This is a genomic window from Acinetobacter thutiue (assembly GCF_030385805.1).
Taxonomy (GTDB): Bacteria; Pseudomonadota; Gammaproteobacteria; order Pseudomonadales; family Moraxellaceae; genus Acinetobacter; species Acinetobacter corruptisaponis.
In genome coordinates this window covers 208,708-224,365 of sequence record NZ_JAUDZE010000003.1, presented here as the reverse complement: position 1 = coordinate 224,365, position 15,658 = coordinate 208,708, and the positions used below count along the sequence as shown (strand labels likewise).

At 31.9% G+C, this 15,658-nt stretch carries 16 protein-coding genes and 1 pseudogene; all 17 read left to right on the top strand.

Annotated features, from left to right (window positions below):
- Positions 1-293 precede the first annotated feature (293 nt).
- The 17 genes and pseudogenes from QTA56_RS09795 (at position 294) to QTA56_RS09715 (ending at position 15,655) form a co-directional block, all read left to right on the top strand.
- On the top strand, positions 294-662 hold the full coding sequence (locus tag QTA56_RS09795; RefSeq protein WP_411956098.1) for a type IV pilin protein: 369 nt from the start codon (positions 294-296) through the stop codon (positions 660-662).
- Between the two features lie 125 nt (positions 663-787).
- Positions 788-2,629, top strand: a complete 1,842-nt coding sequence (locus QTA56_RS09790; RefSeq protein WP_267980779.1) for a hypothetical protein — start codon at positions 788-790, stop codon at positions 2,627-2,629.
- Between the two features lie 111 nt (positions 2,630-2,740).
- Entirely contained in the window at positions 2,741-3,088 is a 348-nt protein-coding gene (locus QTA56_RS09785) for a prepilin-type N-terminal cleavage/methylation domain-containing protein (RefSeq protein ID WP_289821549.1), read from the top strand.
- A gap of 9 nt (positions 3,089-3,097) precedes the next feature.
- The gene (locus QTA56_RS09780) at positions 3,098-3,949 is read left to right on the top strand and encodes a glycosyltransferase family 2 protein (protein ID WP_267980778.1); all 852 of its coding nucleotides are present in this window, start codon (positions 3,098-3,100) and stop codon (positions 3,947-3,949) included.
- 96 nt (positions 3,950-4,045) lie between these two features.
- A complete protein-coding gene (locus QTA56_RS09775) occupies positions 4,046-5,674 on the top strand; it encodes an ABC transporter ATP-binding protein (RefSeq protein WP_326498151.1) in 1,629 nt (542 codons plus the stop codon).
- Between the two features lies 1 nt (position 5,675).
- Positions 5,676-6,440, top strand: coding sequence for a DUF268 domain-containing protein (locus QTA56_RS09770; protein ID WP_267980776.1), 765 nt, complete (start codon positions 5,676-5,678; stop codon positions 6,438-6,440).
- Position 6,441: 1 nt separating this feature from the next.
- On the top strand, positions 6,442-7,242 hold the full coding sequence (locus tag QTA56_RS09765; protein WP_267980775.1) for an FkbM family methyltransferase: 801 nt from the start codon (positions 6,442-6,444) through the stop codon (positions 7,240-7,242).
- Entirely contained in the window at positions 7,239-8,087 is an 849-nt protein-coding gene (locus QTA56_RS09760; RefSeq protein ID WP_267980774.1) for an alpha-1,2-fucosyltransferase, read from the top strand. Before QTA56_RS09765 ends, QTA56_RS09760 begins: the two co-directional genes overlap by 4 nt.
- Before the next feature lie 136 nt (positions 8,088-8,223).
- A pseudogene (locus tag QTA56_RS09755) lies at positions 8,224-9,141 on the top strand (IS5 family transposase).
- Between the two features lie 366 nt (positions 9,142-9,507).
- Positions 9,508-10,407 carry a glycosyltransferase family 2 protein gene (locus QTA56_RS09750; RefSeq protein WP_267980773.1) on the top strand — a complete coding sequence of 300 codons (900 nt, stop codon included), beginning with the start codon at positions 9,508-9,510 and terminating at the stop codon, positions 10,405-10,407.
- 2 nt (positions 10,408-10,409) lie between these two features.
- The gene (locus tag QTA56_RS09745) at positions 10,410-10,853 is read left to right on the top strand and encodes a cupin domain-containing protein (RefSeq protein WP_267980772.1); all 444 of its coding nucleotides are present in this window, start codon (positions 10,410-10,412) and stop codon (positions 10,851-10,853) included.
- A complete protein-coding gene (locus QTA56_RS09740) occupies positions 10,837-11,949 on the top strand; it encodes a DegT/DnrJ/EryC1/StrS family aminotransferase (protein WP_267980771.1) in 1,113 nt (370 codons plus the stop codon). The genes QTA56_RS09745 and QTA56_RS09740 overlap by 17 nt, the downstream gene beginning before the upstream one ends.
- The gene (locus QTA56_RS09735) at positions 11,949-12,707 is read left to right on the top strand and encodes a class I SAM-dependent DNA methyltransferase (RefSeq protein WP_267980770.1); all 759 of its coding nucleotides are present in this window, start codon (positions 11,949-11,951) and stop codon (positions 12,705-12,707) included. The genes QTA56_RS09740 and QTA56_RS09735 overlap by 1 nt, the downstream gene beginning before the upstream one ends.
- Positions 12,704-13,777 (top strand): glycosyltransferase family protein, encoded by a 1,074-nt coding sequence (locus tag QTA56_RS09730; RefSeq protein WP_267980769.1) that lies wholly within the window; start codon positions 12,704-12,706, stop codon positions 13,775-13,777. The genes QTA56_RS09735 and QTA56_RS09730 overlap by 4 nt, the downstream gene beginning before the upstream one ends.
- A gap of 201 nt (positions 13,778-13,978) precedes the next feature.
- Positions 13,979-14,128, top strand: a complete 150-nt coding sequence (locus tag QTA56_RS09725; protein ID WP_326498150.1) for a cupin domain-containing protein — start codon at positions 13,979-13,981, stop codon at positions 14,126-14,128.
- 3 nt (positions 14,129-14,131) lie between these two features.
- Positions 14,132-14,869 (top strand): glycosyltransferase, encoded by a 738-nt coding sequence (locus QTA56_RS09720; protein ID WP_267980768.1) that lies wholly within the window; start codon positions 14,132-14,134, stop codon positions 14,867-14,869.
- Between the two features lie 18 nt (positions 14,870-14,887).
- Positions 14,888-15,655 (top strand): glycosyltransferase family 25 protein, encoded by a 768-nt coding sequence (locus QTA56_RS09715; protein WP_267980767.1) that lies wholly within the window; start codon positions 14,888-14,890, stop codon positions 15,653-15,655.
- Positions 15,656-15,658: the final 3 nt, after the last annotated feature.

The following is a 15,658-nucleotide window of genomic DNA, read 5'->3' as shown; positions in this document are numbered from 1 at the left end:
TTTATAAAGATTTTTTTTGTGATTTATTTCGCTCATTTTTAAAACAATTCGAAAATAATCAAGATTGACTCGTTCCCACTTTAAAGATAAAAAGCGAAAGTTGACATTTTTTGTCATTTTTTTCTTTCCTGTGTCAGGATTGGTTTATATGTGAGCAAATAGAATATTCTTTAAGTCTCTGTTTTTTTGCGTTAAAATTGGCTAAGCTAAGGATTGGCATAGAACATGCTAAATACAAAGTAGCTCGAAAGGCTTATAAAAAATTTATACATTGGAGAAATGTTATGAAATCAATGCAAAAGGGTTTTACTCTTATCGAATTAATGATCGTTGTAGCGATCATTGGTATTTTGGCGGCGATTGCACTTCCTGCTTACCGTGACTATATGCAACGTTCTGCAAACGGTGCATGTTTAGGTGAGGCAAAAGCTTACATGGGTACTGCGGTAGCCGATGCTGCTGATAACCGTACACCAAGTACATTTAACAGATCTGCGTGTGCGAGTGGTCCAACAGGTGGTACAGGTACAGGAAAGGTAAGTAGAGCTGATTATGCTGCTAATACTTCACTTACATTTGTACCACAAGAGCGTGGTAATGTTACCTTGAAGAAAAATACAAGTTGTGCTGCTGGAACAGGTTCTTGTTCATTGGCTCCATAATTTTTCTTGTTGTAAATTGTTTTTTTAAGAAAGCACTTCAGAGTGCTTTTTTTATTTAAAGAAAGATTGATATGTAAATTGAATATCTTTCATTAAATTTTAATAAATTTAGTTTAGAGATTTTTATGCGTTTTGCTCTAATGGTCCTTGTGGTGGTACTGTTTGTTATTACTTTGTTCTTACCAGGCCTAAGTGGGGACTTTATATTAGATGATGGCGCTAATATTTTATCCAATTACCTCCTTTATATACATGAATTGAATGTTGATGACCTGATCTATGCAGCCCTGAGTTTTCATGATGGTAATGGTTCTCGTGCCTTGCCGATGATGAGTTTTGCTCTCGATTATTGGCGTGCAGGTAGTATGGATGTAAGTGCATTTAAGGCAACCAACTTATTTATTCATGCGATTACGACCTTTGTTCTAGCTCTGTTTTTTCGACGTTTATTATTGCTTGCAAAATGGACACCACAGCAAGCGGCATGGGGAGCCTTAGCTCTCACCTTGTTATGGGCAGTTCATCCCTTACAGGTGTCTTCAGTTTTGTATATTGTCCAGCGTATGCAAACTATGGCGACTTTATTCCTCGTATCCGCACTCTGGTCTTATCTATTAATGCGGCAAAATCAAATTTCTGGAGGGCGTGGACGTATACAGGGTATATTGGTTATTATTTTCTGGTTGTTGGCATTAAGCTGTAAAGAAGATGCAGTTTTATTGCCTGTTTATACCTTATTGTTAGAATTAACTGTATTGCAGTTTAAGGCTGGGCAAGCTGTTGTAGCTCGGGGATTAAAGCAAAGTTATAGTCTATTTGTTATTTTAGCGGTATTGCTCTATATATTTGTAATTATACCTCGCTTTGGATGTTGGAAAGATATTTGTTGGCAACGAGATTTTAATAGTGGAGAGCGTTTACTAACGCAAGGACGCGTATTGGTAATGTATCTAGGGCAAATTATATTTCCATTGTCTGATCGTTTACCTTTTATTTATGATAATTATCCTATTTCACGTAGTCTATGGCAGCCTTGGACGACTTTACCCTGTTTACTTATTATTGCTAGTCTAATTGTTTGGGGATGGCGCTGGCGACATATTCGTCCTTTATTTGCATTCGGTATATTATTGTTTTTTGCAGGACACTTTATTTCTAGTAATGTGATTTTACTGGAGATGGTATTTGAGCATCGTAATCATCTCCCATTGATTGGTACTGTACTTGCTTTAGGCGACTTGGTTTTGCTTATTTGTCAACGTTTGCAATTTGGTCAAAAAGTACTTGCTACTGTATTTGTAGTGATTGCCTTGTTATTGACAGTAAGTACATTACATCAAACTTATATTTGGGGAGATACTGAGCGACTTGGTCAGAAAATGACAAAATTAGTTCCTACTTCAACACGTGCTTGGAATCAATATGCGGCATTTTATTTTAGTCGTTACAATGTAGGTAAAGATCCTAATGATTTAATTCACGCAATAGAAGTAATGGAACAAGCATTTAAAAATATTCCTTCTCCCTTGTTTGTGAGTAATATTATTATCTATAAATCTATCTTAGGTAATGTACAAGAACAAGATTGGCAGAATTATTATCAAAGTTTGGATAATGCTAATAATAATAAAGAGAAAAAACAATCATTTGACTTATTGTTGGCTGATTTTTTGAAAGGATTTGATATTGATGAAAATAAGCTTATAAGATCTATGGAAGTGATTGAAAGAAAAGGAATTATTGGCCGAGGGGATTATTTTATAGTAGCCAATAAAGTCTATAATAGCAAACGTCGTGATCGAGCAATTGTATTCTTTAAGAAAGCTGTTGAAGTTTCTTCTAATAATGACCCAATGATTCAGGATTTAATCGATGGTTTGGCTGATGGTGGTCATATGAAGTGGGTGGATGAATTGCAGAAAGTGAGAAAGCAGAAAACTGAGAAAAATATTAGTTCTAATTTTTAGAATATTTTGCTTAATTTTGTCAATTAGGGTGATTGGCATACTGTTTGCATAATTATTGATATGAACTCAAATATTGATAATGGTTTTTAAAGTATTGGGGAGTAAAAGGCTATGGAAAGGGGCTTTACTTTAATCGAGTTGATGATTGTTGTGGCAATTATTGGTATTCTTGCTGCTATTGCTTTACCTGCGTATCGGGATTATATGCAACGTTCAGCGAATAGTTCCTGTTTGGCAGAGGCCAAGACTTATATGAATTCTGCTATTGCAAATTTTGCTGATAATACGACGGCACCCACCTATGTAAATTCTGCTTGTATCAGTGGCACACAACCTACAATGAATGATTATCATAATCATGGTATAGTGGTATTTATACCAGCATTACGAGGTAATGTTTCATTACGTCAGAATGTAAATTGTAATGTTGGCACAGCAGATTGTCAGTTAGTTCCTTGAGTTTAGAGAATGCTTATATCAATTGTTCTTCCTGCTAAAAATGAATTTTCTGCAATTGGGCAGACAATTGAAAAAATTAAACAATTGAACATTATTCATGAAATTATTGTAGTGAATGATGGCTCAACTGACCACACAAAGGAAGTTGCTGAACAAGCTGGGGCAAAAGTTGTTTCCCATCCCTATTCTAAAGGAAATGGAGCCGCGATTAAGACAGGAGCTAGAACTGCAATAGGTGATGTGATTGTGTTTATGGATGCAGATGGACAACATGATCCACAGGATATTTCACGTCTGATAGAAAAAATCGAACAAGGTTATGATCTAGTGGTGGGAGCAAGACAAAAGGGTTCACAGGCGAGTCTAGGACGTGGAGTTGCGAACAAGCTTTATAATAATCTTGCAACGTATATGACAGAACACCCTGTGGAAGATTTAACCTCTGGTTTTCGTGCAGTAAGAGCGGAAAAATTTAGAGAGTTTTTATATTTATTACCAAATGGTTTTTCTTATCCGACTACAAGCACAATGGCATTCTTTAGAGCAGGTTACTCTGTAACCTATGTTCCGATTCATGCTGCAAAGCGTATTGGAAAAAGTCATATTCATCCTATTAAAGATGGAATACGTTTTTTTCTTATCATCTTTAAAATTGCAACATTATTTTCACCACTCAAAATGTTTTTGCCAATTGCAACGGTATTATTTTTAGTAGCAACAGGGTGGTATGGTTATACACTTTATGAACATGGTCGTTTTACCAATATGAGTGCTTTACTTTATACAGGAAGTGTCATGATTTTTTTGATGGGGCTAATCTCGGAGCAGATTACAGCTTTGATGTATAAGGATAATCAGTAGAGAAAATCAGTGATCCGCACCCTAATGCAACTTTGGCAGATTTTAACTCCACTGGATAAGCGTAAGTTGTTACTGACTCTTATTTTGGTCATGCTCATGGCAGTAATCGAAGCGGCTGGTGTCGTTTCGATTATGCCATTTTTAGCAGTTCTATCGAATCCTGATAGTATAGAAACCAACCGTTTCCTCTCTTATTTTTATCAATTATTTTCAAGCCATAACCCACAGCAATTTATTATGTATTTGGGGCTAACTTCTCTTTTTGTTGTTGTATTTTCAGCATATTTTAAAATAATTACTCAATATACTTTAAATCGTTTTAGTAGTTTGCAACGACATTATTTTTCAACTCGTCTATTAAATATTTACTTAAGACAAAATTATGAATTTTTTCTTCAACGTAATAGCTCTATTTTAAGCAAGAATATCTTATCTGAAGTTGATCAACTCATCTGGACGATGATTATACCTACTCTCACGTTAATATCATTTGCATTAGTATTGATCGCAATGATTGGTCTTCTACTGATTTATAATCCTGTTATGGCTCTTTCAACTGCGACAGTGTTAGGCGGTTTTTATAGTATTATTTATTGGTTAGTACGAAAAAAACTCAATCAAATCGGAGCAAGTTTTACAGAAGCCAATGCAGAACGTTATCAATCTTGTCAGGAAGCTTTAGGTGGTATTAAAGATGTGATTATTAATGATGCCAAGCAAGGATATATTGATAATTTTGAACAGTATTCACGTGTTTTTGCTCAACATATTGCGACACGGGATACATTAGGACAAATTCCTTTATATATTATTGAAACTGTGGGTTATGGTTGTTTAATTATTCTTGCGATTATATTGGTGATGTCTGGTAAAGATGTTTCGCATATTTTACCTATTTTGGGATTATATGGTTTTGCGGCCTATCGTATGTTACCTGCTGCACAGAATATATATCGTGCGATTACACAAATCAAGTTTGCTCAACCTGTTTTTGATATTTTAAAACCTGAATTTGCTTTAGAACAGTTAGAAAATAATAGTCCCATGCGTAAGCAAAATATTATTTTTAGCCGAGGAATTTGTATAGAAAACTTAAGCTTTGCCTATCCTAACCGTTTAGATAGGCCAGTTTTGCAGAATTTTAATTGTAAAGTTGCTAAAAATAGTAGTATTGGAATTGTGGGTAAAAGTGGCAGTGGCAAAAGTACTTTAATGGATATTATGCTGGGTTTGTTACAGGCACAACAAGGAAAGATTTATGTGGATGATGTGGAACTCACACAGGAAAATATATCATCATGGCAAAGTATTGTAGGTTATGTACCGCAAAGTATTTATCTGGCTGATAAGTCGGTTGCAGAAAATATTGCTTTTGGCGTTCCCAAAACCCAAATTGACATGGCACAGATTGAACATGTGGCAAAGCAAGCACAGATTCATGATTTTGTTATGCAGCAGTTACCACAAGCTTATGATACGATAGTGGGCGAGCGTGGTGTGATGCTTTCGGGTGGGCAACGACAGCGATTAGGCATTGCACGAGCATTGTATAAAAATCCACAAATTTTATTTATGGATGAAGCAACCAGTGCTTTGGATATAGAAACAGAACAGACAGTGAATGAGGCGATTCAAAGTCTAAATGGTCAAAAAACCATGGTGATTATTGCTCATAGAGAAAGTGCCGTAGCAAAGTGTGATAGGATACTTCGGTTGGGAAAATAAAATGATAAGAGCAAAAACAATTTTAAAAAAATCAGTACGTTTATTTAGAGAATCTAAAAGCTTTTTTGTATTTAAGCCATTTTTAATGTTGTGCCAATTTTATTGGTTTTTCAATCAACTGAATGAATTAAAAAAAAGTGGGGATAACACCAACTTTAATAATATAGAATATTATCCATGTTTATTTGATAATATTAACTATACTCCTTTAGAACCAACTTATTTTTTTCAGGATAGTTGGGCAGCTAAGCACCTTTTCGATATAAAGCCTAGTCATCATTACGATATAGGTAGTTCAGCAAAAACAATGGGTATATTGTCACAGTTTATTCCTATAACAATGATAGATATTCGTCCTATTGAATTAGAATTGCCTAACTTATATTTTAAAAAAGGATCTATTCTCGAATTACCTTTTGCAGATAATTCATTGGAAACCCTCTCTTCGCTTTGTGTGGTTGAGCATATAGGCTTGGGGCGATATGGCGATAGTATTGATGCATTCGGTAGTGAAAAAGCGATAGTAGAGTTAAAACGAGTGTTAAAAGTTGGTGGAGTAATTTTGTTTAGTGTGCCTATTGATAGTGAAAATAAAATATATTTTAATGCCCATAGAGCTTTTACAAGAGACTATATTCTTGCATTGTTTAGTGATTTCGAAATATTAGATGAAAAATATCATTATGGTTTAAAAATGTATGATGAATATGATCCTCAGAAAGGATTTGGAACAGGCTTATATATGTTAAAAAAAAGGAGTAATTAACATGTATACAGCAAAGGAAGTATGGAAAGAAAAACTAAGAAATTTAGCTTGGAAGCTTTTCTCTAAATTAGAGAACAATGATAACGTTAATTTTGATGAAAATGGAGAATCTTTTTTTATTGAAAGTTTATTGAAAACTTTAAGTCAAACAGAAGATAACAGTAAGAAAATTATAATATTTGATATTGGTGCAAATATTGGTCATTATACAACAATACTTCAGTCTATATCACTATTAAATCAATTAAGTTTAGAGATTCATTTGTTCGAACCCACTCAAAGCTGTTTTAATATACTTACAGAGAAATTCGGTCATGATACAAACATTATTTTAAATAATTTTGGTGCGTCATCTGAAGATGGTGAAACTGTTATCTTCTATGATAAAGAACAAAGTGGTTTAGCTTCTTTATATGATAGAAATTTGGATGCTTATAATCTAAAATTTTCACACGTTGAGAGTGTTAGTGTTAAGAAAATTTCTAATTATATTAAAGAGAGAGGAATTTTACATATTGATTTTATAAAAATTGATATTGAGGGGCATGAATTAAAAGCATTTGAGGGTTTTTGTGATTATATAAATGCTGACTTTATTGACTATATTCAATTTGAATATGGGGGGGCAAACTTAGATTCGCATACAAGTCTCATGGAGCTTTATACATTCTTTCAAAAAAGGAATTTTAGTATAGCTAAAATCATGCCTAATGGACTATCAATTAGAATATATCAACCTTGGATGGATAATTTTACTTATGCAAATTATGTGGCTATATCAAATAAGGTATTAAAAAAATGATCATTTTTTTTTCTGATGGTAGATTGGGTAATCAAATATTTCAGTATGCTTTTTTAAATACTATTGCAAGAAAAAATGAAAGAATAATAACAACCAACATGAAAAGCTTTCTTAATACTTTTGATTGTATGAATGATAAATTTAAAACCTATCAGCCTTGCAAATATCAAGCATCTTTTATTAGGATAGTATTAAAAAGAATATTTTATTTTTTGGTGAATATTCGACTGATTGGTTATATCAAACAAAATTATAATAATCAACATCCTTTGCCTGGTATTAATAGGAAACATGGATTATTTCCTGTTACATATGTTGAAACTCACTTTTTTCAATCCGAAAGTTTTTTTGATATGCAGAAGTTGAATTTTTGTTTAAAGCCTTTTTATATTGCTAATGCTAAAAATATTTTAAGAACTATTCCTGATACTTTTACTAAAGTTTTTGTTCATGTACGGCGTGGTGATTATTTATTTGAAAAATATTTAGGAGATCGTGGTATTGATTTGCCAAAAAAATATTTTATTCGAGCAATTAAAGAAATAAAAGAAAAAGTAGAAAATCCATATTTTATTTTTTTAAGTGATGATCCTCACTTTATCGAGTGTTGTTTTGAAGAAATGCCAAATAAATATGTTTCTAGGAATGATATGCCGACAGATTTAGCGTTAATGACACTTTGTGATTATGGAATTTGTTCAAATAGTAGCTTTTCATGGTGGGGAGCTTATTTAATGCAAAATAGGAAGTTAGTTCTAATGCCTAAATATTGGTATGGATGGAAGAAAAAGGTTGAGTCACACGTAGGGATTCAACCAAATTGGTGTAAGATTATAGAGATTTAAATAAAGGTTGGGCTAAATCATTATGATGTGTGCTAACATTACAGGACACTTCCACTTGTTGGGGGATTTTAGGCAACCAAAAGGTTTTATTGTACAAACCTGCCATTAATGGCTTATTCAGTAATATAATTTCCGAATGAATAAGCTAGCACTTAAAATTTATCGTACAACCAACTGGTCTTCTTATAATAAAGCCTTGGTGAATTGAGGAAACATACTATTGAATGATAGGCACAAATAAAAGGCAAACAAGAGCGAAATTAGACCTATTCAGATACGGCTATTCAATGGTGTCTCATGATCAAATCTCTATTTCGATTTTATTTACGTATGGTGGCTGGCTCTGTGCAAAGCAGCATTAAAATTTGTGGATTAGATTGGAAAGCATCAAATTACTCTATTCTATGTAGAAGACAAAGGCATATTGATATTGCGTTAGCTATCAAAAAGGTTGCAACGGGCTTTATCTACTCCTAGGCTTTACTGGCTTAAAATTTTTAGATGAAAGTGGATGGAAATGGAAAAAATATAAGCCTGAATATCGTAGACAATGGTGTAAGTTACATATCGGGATAGATGCCAAAACTCTGCAAATACGAGCTGTTCAACTCACTACCAATAATGTGAGTGATTCACAGGTACTAGAAGATTTGCTTCATCAAATTCCACAAGATGAAAAAATTGATACAGTCTATGCTGATGGTGCTTACGATACAAAGCAATGCTGTTAGGTAATTAAGGATCTGCAAGCACATGCAGTCATTCCACTAGGAAAAATGCGATGACATGGAAAGATACAAAAATAGGTTCAATTGAAAGAAAGGAATTACTAAAAACCGTCAACTATTTGAAAAGAACGATCTGGAAAAAATGGTTGGGTTATCATCGGCGAAGTTTGGTAAAAACCAAGATATGTTGCATTAAATTATTAGGAGATAAACTCAGCGCCAAGAACTTTCAAAGCCAAGTGAATGAGATTCATGAATGTGTAGCGGTTCTGAATAAATATACAGAATTAGGCAGATCTCATACTCAGATTTTACTTAAATTTTAATGGATTAGAGAAACTTTAATTTTTAAATCTTTGTACAACAAAACCTTTAGGAATTGCCAATAACTGGGTTAAAATTTTTTAAAAAAGTCATTAACAACACAGAAAACTTCTGTAAAATCGAACATGGTATAGAGGATCTAGATTGTGCCAGAACTTTATAAATGGCTCTAATTATCTTTTTTTAAAGAGGATTCCTTATCCGTAATTCGGATTATTATAGTAAATAGATTATCTTTCGATTTGTTGGATATAAGGGTAAATGTGTTTTCTTGAGATCTATATCAGAAAGATTTTTAACTATTTTAATGAATTATATTATGGAATCTAAGAATTTTTTAAATTAAATATCGTTTAGAGGTAAATGTAATGAGTAAACTATCTCCTATTGTTATTTTTACTTATAATAGACCTTGGCATACTCGTCAAACGGTGGAAGCTTTACAGAAAAATGAATTAGCACAGCAAAGTGATCTTATTATTTATAGTGATGCACCTAAAGACAGTATGGTTACAGATGAGGTACAACAAGTACGTGATTATCTTAAAACTATTTCAGGATTTAAGTCTATTAGGATCTTTGAAAAAGAAGAAAATTGGGGATTAGCGAAATCAATCATTAGCGGTGTGACAGAAATAGTTAATATTTATGGAAAAGTTATAGTGTTGGAAGATGATATGATAACAAGCCCATATTTTTTAAATTATATGAATGATGCTTTAAATCGGTATGAAAGTTATGAAAGAGTATTTGGTATAACTGGGTTTGCTTACCCTGTAGATTATCATAATTTGCCTAATGCTTATTTTATGAAAGATGAGGGGTGCTGGGGATGGGCAACATGGAATAGAGCATGGAAATTCTTTGAAAAGGATACAAATAATTTAATTAATACATTTACACCAAATATGATTAAGGAGTTTAATTTTGATGATACAAATAATTTCTGGACACAGGTCTTATTGAATCAACAAGGAAAAATTAATACATGGGCAATTTACTGGTATGCAACAGTATTTTTAAATGATGGCTTATTTTTACACCCTAAAGAAACTTTTATCAAGAATATTGGACATGATGGTAGTGGAGTACATTGTGACAAGACAAATGAATTCGATAGCCCATTTATACAGAAATATGACATAATTTTTCCTGAAAAGCTTGAGATTTGTAATATAGCAAGAAACGCGCATAAAAGATATTTTCGCTCACAAACAGGGTTTGTAAATCGAATGAGAAAAAAGTTATCATCGTTAGTGGGATTTTAAAGATGATTGAAAATATTATCTACAATAATCAACTGCTATCCATTATCATCCGTCGTAACTTTGAGAAACAAGGTATAGAGTTTTTTACTCCTGATGATTTTTCTCAACAGCTTGCTTATATGAAGCGTCCTCAAAATTATGTGATTCCTCCTCATGTACATAATCTTGTGTTGCGAGAAGTACAACTCACACAAGAAGTGCTTTATATTAAAAGTGGTAAAGTGCGAGTGGATTTTTATAATGATGATAAAAACTATCTGGAAAGTACGATTCTTGAAGCAGGAGATGTTATTTTGCTAGCATATGGCGGGCATGGTTTTGAGATGTTGGAAGAATCTGAAATCATTGAAGTTAAACAGGGACCGTATGCTGGTGAGATGGATAAAATACGGTTTGAGCCAGCTTCACAGAGCGTAATAAAGGTAAAAAATGATTCCAGTCAATGAACCCTTACTGAAAGGTAATGAAAAAAAATATCTCAATGAATGTATAGATACGGGCTGGATTAGTTCGGAAGGTGCGTTTATTCAAAGATTTGAACAGGGAATGGCGAACTATACTGGACGAAAATACGCTGTATCTGTCACCAATGGTACAGCAGCTCTTGAAATGGCGATTGTTGCTTTAGGTATTGGTTTGGGGGACGAGGTAATTATGCCAAGCTTTACCATTATTTCATGTGGACAAGCAGTGGTAAAGGCAGGGGCAACACCTGTACTTATTGATAGTGATTATTATAACTTTAATATGCAAGTTGAAGAGATTGAGGCCAAAATTACACCGAAAACAAAAGCGATTATGGTGGTGCATATTTATGGTTTACCTGTGGATATGAATCCTATATTACAGCTTGCAAAAAAATATGATTTAAAAATTATCGAAGATGCTGCTGAAATGCATGGTCAAACTTACAATGGCAAGATGTGTGGTAGTTTTGGCGACATCAGTATTTTTAGCTTTTATCCAAACAAACATATTACTACTGGTGAGGGTGGTATGGTATTAATGGATGATGAGAAATTATATGAAAAGTGTAAATCTTTACGGAATCTCGGTTTCTCAGCAGATAGTCATAAGCGTTTTATCCATGAAGAGTTAGGTTGGAATTTAAGAATGACAAATCTTCAGGCGGCATTGGGTGTGGCACAGCTAGAAAAAATTGATGAATTTGTCGAGAAAAAACGCTGGATTGGTGAAATGTATCAAGAGTTATTAGAAGATATAGAAGTAATTAATCTTCCTATAAAACAAAAATCATTTGCAGAAAATATTTATTGGGTATTTGCAATTACATTAGAAGATAACTATAAAAAAGATGCACGTCAAATGATGCAAGAGCTTGGAGCTAAAGGAATAGGAACACGTCCATTTTTTTATCCAATGCACCAACAGCCCATATTTAATAAAATGGGTTTATTTATAGATGAAGTTTATCCCAATGCAACTAAGCTTTATGAAAGAGGATTTTATATTCCAAGTGGTTTAGCATTGACAGAACAACAGATACGGGAAGTATCTAATATTATGCATGAGGTTATCTAATGAATCAATTTAGTGATTTATATTCAAAATATTATGATTTAATATATCAAGATAAAGATTATCAGAGTGAAGTTGCTTATGTAGATGGTTTGATAAAGATATATCAAAGCAATGCAAAAACTTTATTGGATATGGGGTGTGGAACAGGTAAACATGCCGAAATTTTTTGTGATAAAGGCTATATTGTACATGGTGTAGACTTAAGTACAGATATGTTGGCGATCGCCGAAACAAGAAGAATAGGTAAAGAAAATAAACTGAGTTTTAGTTATTCCAATATCCAAGACTTAGCTTTAAACCAAAAATTTGATATCGTGGTATCACTGTTTCATGTAATGAGTTATCAAAATTCGAATCAAGAATTGATAAAAGCCTTTCAGGTTGCAAAAGAACATCTTATTGATAATGGTATTTTTATTTTTGACTTCTGGTATGCTCCAGCTGTATTGACAGATTTACCGACAACACGAGTTAAACGATTGGAAAATGAATGGATTAAAGTTACTCGCTTGGCTGAACCTGTAATACATGCACAGGAAAACATTGTGGATGTAAATTATGATGTATTCGTTCAAGATAAAAAAACGCTGGATGTGGTAGAAAAAAAAGAATTACATAAAATGCGGTATTTGTTTGATACTGAACTTGAGTTAATATGTGAACAGCTTGGGTTTAAGATTTTAAATAGATTTAAGTGGATGAGTCATGATGTTCCATCACTGGATAGTTGGAATGTGGTATGGGTACTTAGTCAATGAAATGGTTAATTATATTTCCTGATTCATGGATTAGCTATTCTCCATCAATTCTAAATTTTTTAAAGATGCTTGAGTTATATGAGCAGGAATATTTAATAGTATATTTAAATACTGATGAATTTGATAATTCAAAAATAAATCTTAATGATATAAAGATTGAGATTAATAGTTCTATTGTAAAATTTTTAAAAAAAATTAGATTGTATAGGTTTTATATTTATCTAAAGTTTATTTATAGGATTAAAAAAAATGTAGAAATAAACGAGTTTGATAAAATTGTAGGGATAGATAGTATTGGATATAGTATAGCTAAAATTTTTTCTATTAATCCAATATACTACTCTTTGGAAGTGTCTAAAAATTGGTTAAATAAAATAATTTTTAATTTTTTAAAACCAAGTCTTCTTATAGTGCAAACTAAAGAACGCAAAGATTATTTGGCTAAAAATTTTAATAGTGTGGTATATATTCAGAACTCTCCAATATCTAAAAAACATATACAAGGATTAAGAAAATATAGAGGAAAGCTGGTGTATTTTGGTAATATTATTGAATCACATGGTATTGAGATTTGTCTAAGTGCTTTATATAAATTAAAAAATGAAACATTAATGATAAAAGGCACTGGTAATGATACCTATGTTGATTATTTGAGAAATAAATATAAAGATTTATTTTTTGAAGGCAGAGTTCATATTGATACTAATTATATTAATCAAGATGATATTTATAGTTTTTTAAAGGACTTTGATATGGGTTTTTGTTTTTATGATATGAATATTATCGGAAGTAAAAATTTTAACTATCTATCATCACCATCTGGAAAAATATTTAATTATCTTATGTGTGCTATCCCTGTGATAGGAAGTAAAATTATTGGACTGGATGTTATAGAGAAAAATAAAGCAGGAATATTATTATCAGAAATAAAAGTTGATAATATTGTAAAAGCAATCAAAGATATTGAATTAAATTATCAGATGTTTACTGAAAATGCCTATAAAGTTTCATATGATTTTGACTATGCAAAAATGTTTGCTAGTAATTGGGATAAGCTTTCAAACATTTAGGAGAACTTAGTGAAAAAAGACTTATCATAGTAATTGCAGAATACTTTTATCTTCTATCTACAGATTGGTCAGACACTGTTTGACCAATTTTCTGGTTTTGGTATCATACGATTTAAGCTATAAGGAAATAGCAAACCTAATGAAAAAATACTTATCAGTGGAATCAAATGGCAAAATAGTTCATATTTAGTCAAGTTTTTATTGGAAAAAGACTATAAGGTTCTTTTGGGTACAGTGCATAGTTTAGAAAATCTAGGTTGTATTCCTTTAGAGTTAATCGAGCTTCAATTGGATAGTTGTCTGGCAGAAGATGATATTATAAGATTTAAAGATGGATATGGGTGTATCTAAACAATGATAAAATCAGAAGATTTTGATGAAAAAATTAGTATTATTACGGCTGTTTATAATGAGGCAAAGTGTATTCATCATTTGATTGATAGTTTGCGACAACAAACTGACCAAAATTTTGAATGGGTCGTTGTCGATGGACATTCAACAGATAATACTTTAGAAATTTTAAAACAAATAAATGATTTAAATATAAAAATTATCTCAGATGCAGATTTTGGAATTTATGATGCTCTAAATAAAGGTATTAAAACCAGTACAGGAGAGTATTATTTAGTTGCTGGCGCGGATGATATTTTCTTCCCTAATGCGATTGCTGATTATAAAGCTGTAATTGAAACTAATGTGGATATGATAACAGCTTTTGTAATCATGGGAGATTCTATAATTAAGCCACGAGGGTATCCTTGGTTGTTTGGTCAAAAGGCTTTTATATCTAATCATGCTTTGGGGGTGCTAATTAGGAAAAGTCTACATTTAAATCATGGATTTTATTCTAATAAATTTCCTATTGCAGCAGACCAGTTATTTATACAAAAATGCGCATTAGATGGGGTGAAATTTAAAAAAATAGATAAACTAATAGGTGAATTTTCACTTGCTGGTATTAGTTCTACTGATAGCATAGGTGCATTATCAGAATTTTTTAGAATACAAGTTATGATGGGAAAAAATAAATGGATTCAATATGTATTATATATATTAAAGTTGTTAAAACGAGTTAATCGATTAAAAGTATAGTTTTAGGATGTATATATTATGAATGTCTTTGTGGTTTCTTTAATAAAAGATTTTGATAGAAGAGAACTATTGAATAAGAGTTTTTTAAAATATTATAATGATTTTTTTATTTTTAATGCTTTGAATCGTGAAGATGCAAAAATATATATAGATAATGGTAATAAACTTAAAAAAAATAAAATAGAAATGACTCTCTCAGAAATTGCTTGTGCCTTAAGTCACCTAGGAATAATGAAAGATATAGTTTTAAATAATATTAAATTTGCAATTATATTGGAGGATGATGTTATTGGAGGGGATGAGGATATTGATGAAATATTAAAAATATATTTATCATTACCTGAGAATAGTATTCTAATTGCAGGAGGACAAGAGGGGTTGAGATCTTATAAAAATTTATATGGTTTATCTGTTAAAGATAAAGTATATAGGATACCTCAACTTTACTATAGGTATTTGTCAAGAACTTGCTGCTATGTAGTATCAAATCAAATTGCTCGAAAAATTATTCAATTACAGAGTGATAGCTTAGAACGTGCTGACCAATGGGATAAATTACTAAAAGAATGTGAGAATGTATATTTTTCACCTATACTAAAACACCCTCTAATACTTGAAAATAGTCATATTGAGAAAGAGAGAAAAATAAAAAAAGGTAATAATATTTTACAGGTGATTATACGAGAAGGAATAACATACAGTTTATATTACTATTTGCGAAAAATTATCACTAGTTATTGGGCAAGGTATAAGGGTTATATTCGGATAAAGGATAATGAAAAATAGAAA

Coding starts and splice junctions, on each gene's coding strand:
- QTA56_RS09795 (WP_411956098.1), top strand. CDS start 294: ATGCAAAAGGGTTTTACTCTTATCGAATTAATGATCGTTGTAGCGATC.
- QTA56_RS09790 (WP_267980779.1), top strand. CDS start 788: ATGCGTTTTGCTCTAATGGTCCTTGTGGTGGTACTGTTTGTTATTACT.
- QTA56_RS09785 (WP_289821549.1), top strand. CDS start 2,741: ATGGAAAGGGGCTTTACTTTAATCGAGTTGATGATTGTTGTGGCAATT.
- QTA56_RS09780 (WP_267980778.1), top strand. CDS start 3,098: ATGCTTATATCAATTGTTCTTCCTGCTAAAAATGAATTTTCTGCAATT.
- QTA56_RS09775 (WP_326498151.1), top strand. CDS start 4,046: ATGGCAGTAATCGAAGCGGCTGGTGTCGTTTCGATTATGCCATTTTTA.
- QTA56_RS09770 (WP_267980776.1), top strand. CDS start 5,676: ATGATAAGAGCAAAAACAATTTTAAAAAAATCAGTACGTTTATTTAGA.
- QTA56_RS09765 (WP_267980775.1), top strand. CDS start 6,442: ATGTATACAGCAAAGGAAGTATGGAAAGAAAAACTAAGAAATTTAGCT.
- QTA56_RS09760 (WP_267980774.1), top strand. CDS start 7,239: ATGATCATTTTTTTTTCTGATGGTAGATTGGGTAATCAAATATTTCAG.
- QTA56_RS09750 (WP_267980773.1), top strand. CDS start 9,508: ATGAGTAAACTATCTCCTATTGTTATTTTTACTTATAATAGACCTTGG.
- QTA56_RS09745 (WP_267980772.1), top strand. CDS start 10,410: ATGATTGAAAATATTATCTACAATAATCAACTGCTATCCATTATCATC.
- QTA56_RS09740 (WP_267980771.1), top strand. CDS start 10,837: ATGATTCCAGTCAATGAACCCTTACTGAAAGGTAATGAAAAAAAATAT.
- QTA56_RS09735 (WP_267980770.1), top strand. CDS start 11,949: ATGAATCAATTTAGTGATTTATATTCAAAATATTATGATTTAATATAT.
- QTA56_RS09730 (WP_267980769.1), top strand. CDS start 12,704: ATGAAATGGTTAATTATATTTCCTGATTCATGGATTAGCTATTCTCCA.
- QTA56_RS09720 (WP_267980768.1), top strand. CDS start 14,132: ATGATAAAATCAGAAGATTTTGATGAAAAAATTAGTATTATTACGGCT.
- QTA56_RS09715 (WP_267980767.1), top strand. CDS start 14,888: ATGAATGTCTTTGTGGTTTCTTTAATAAAAGATTTTGATAGAAGAGAA.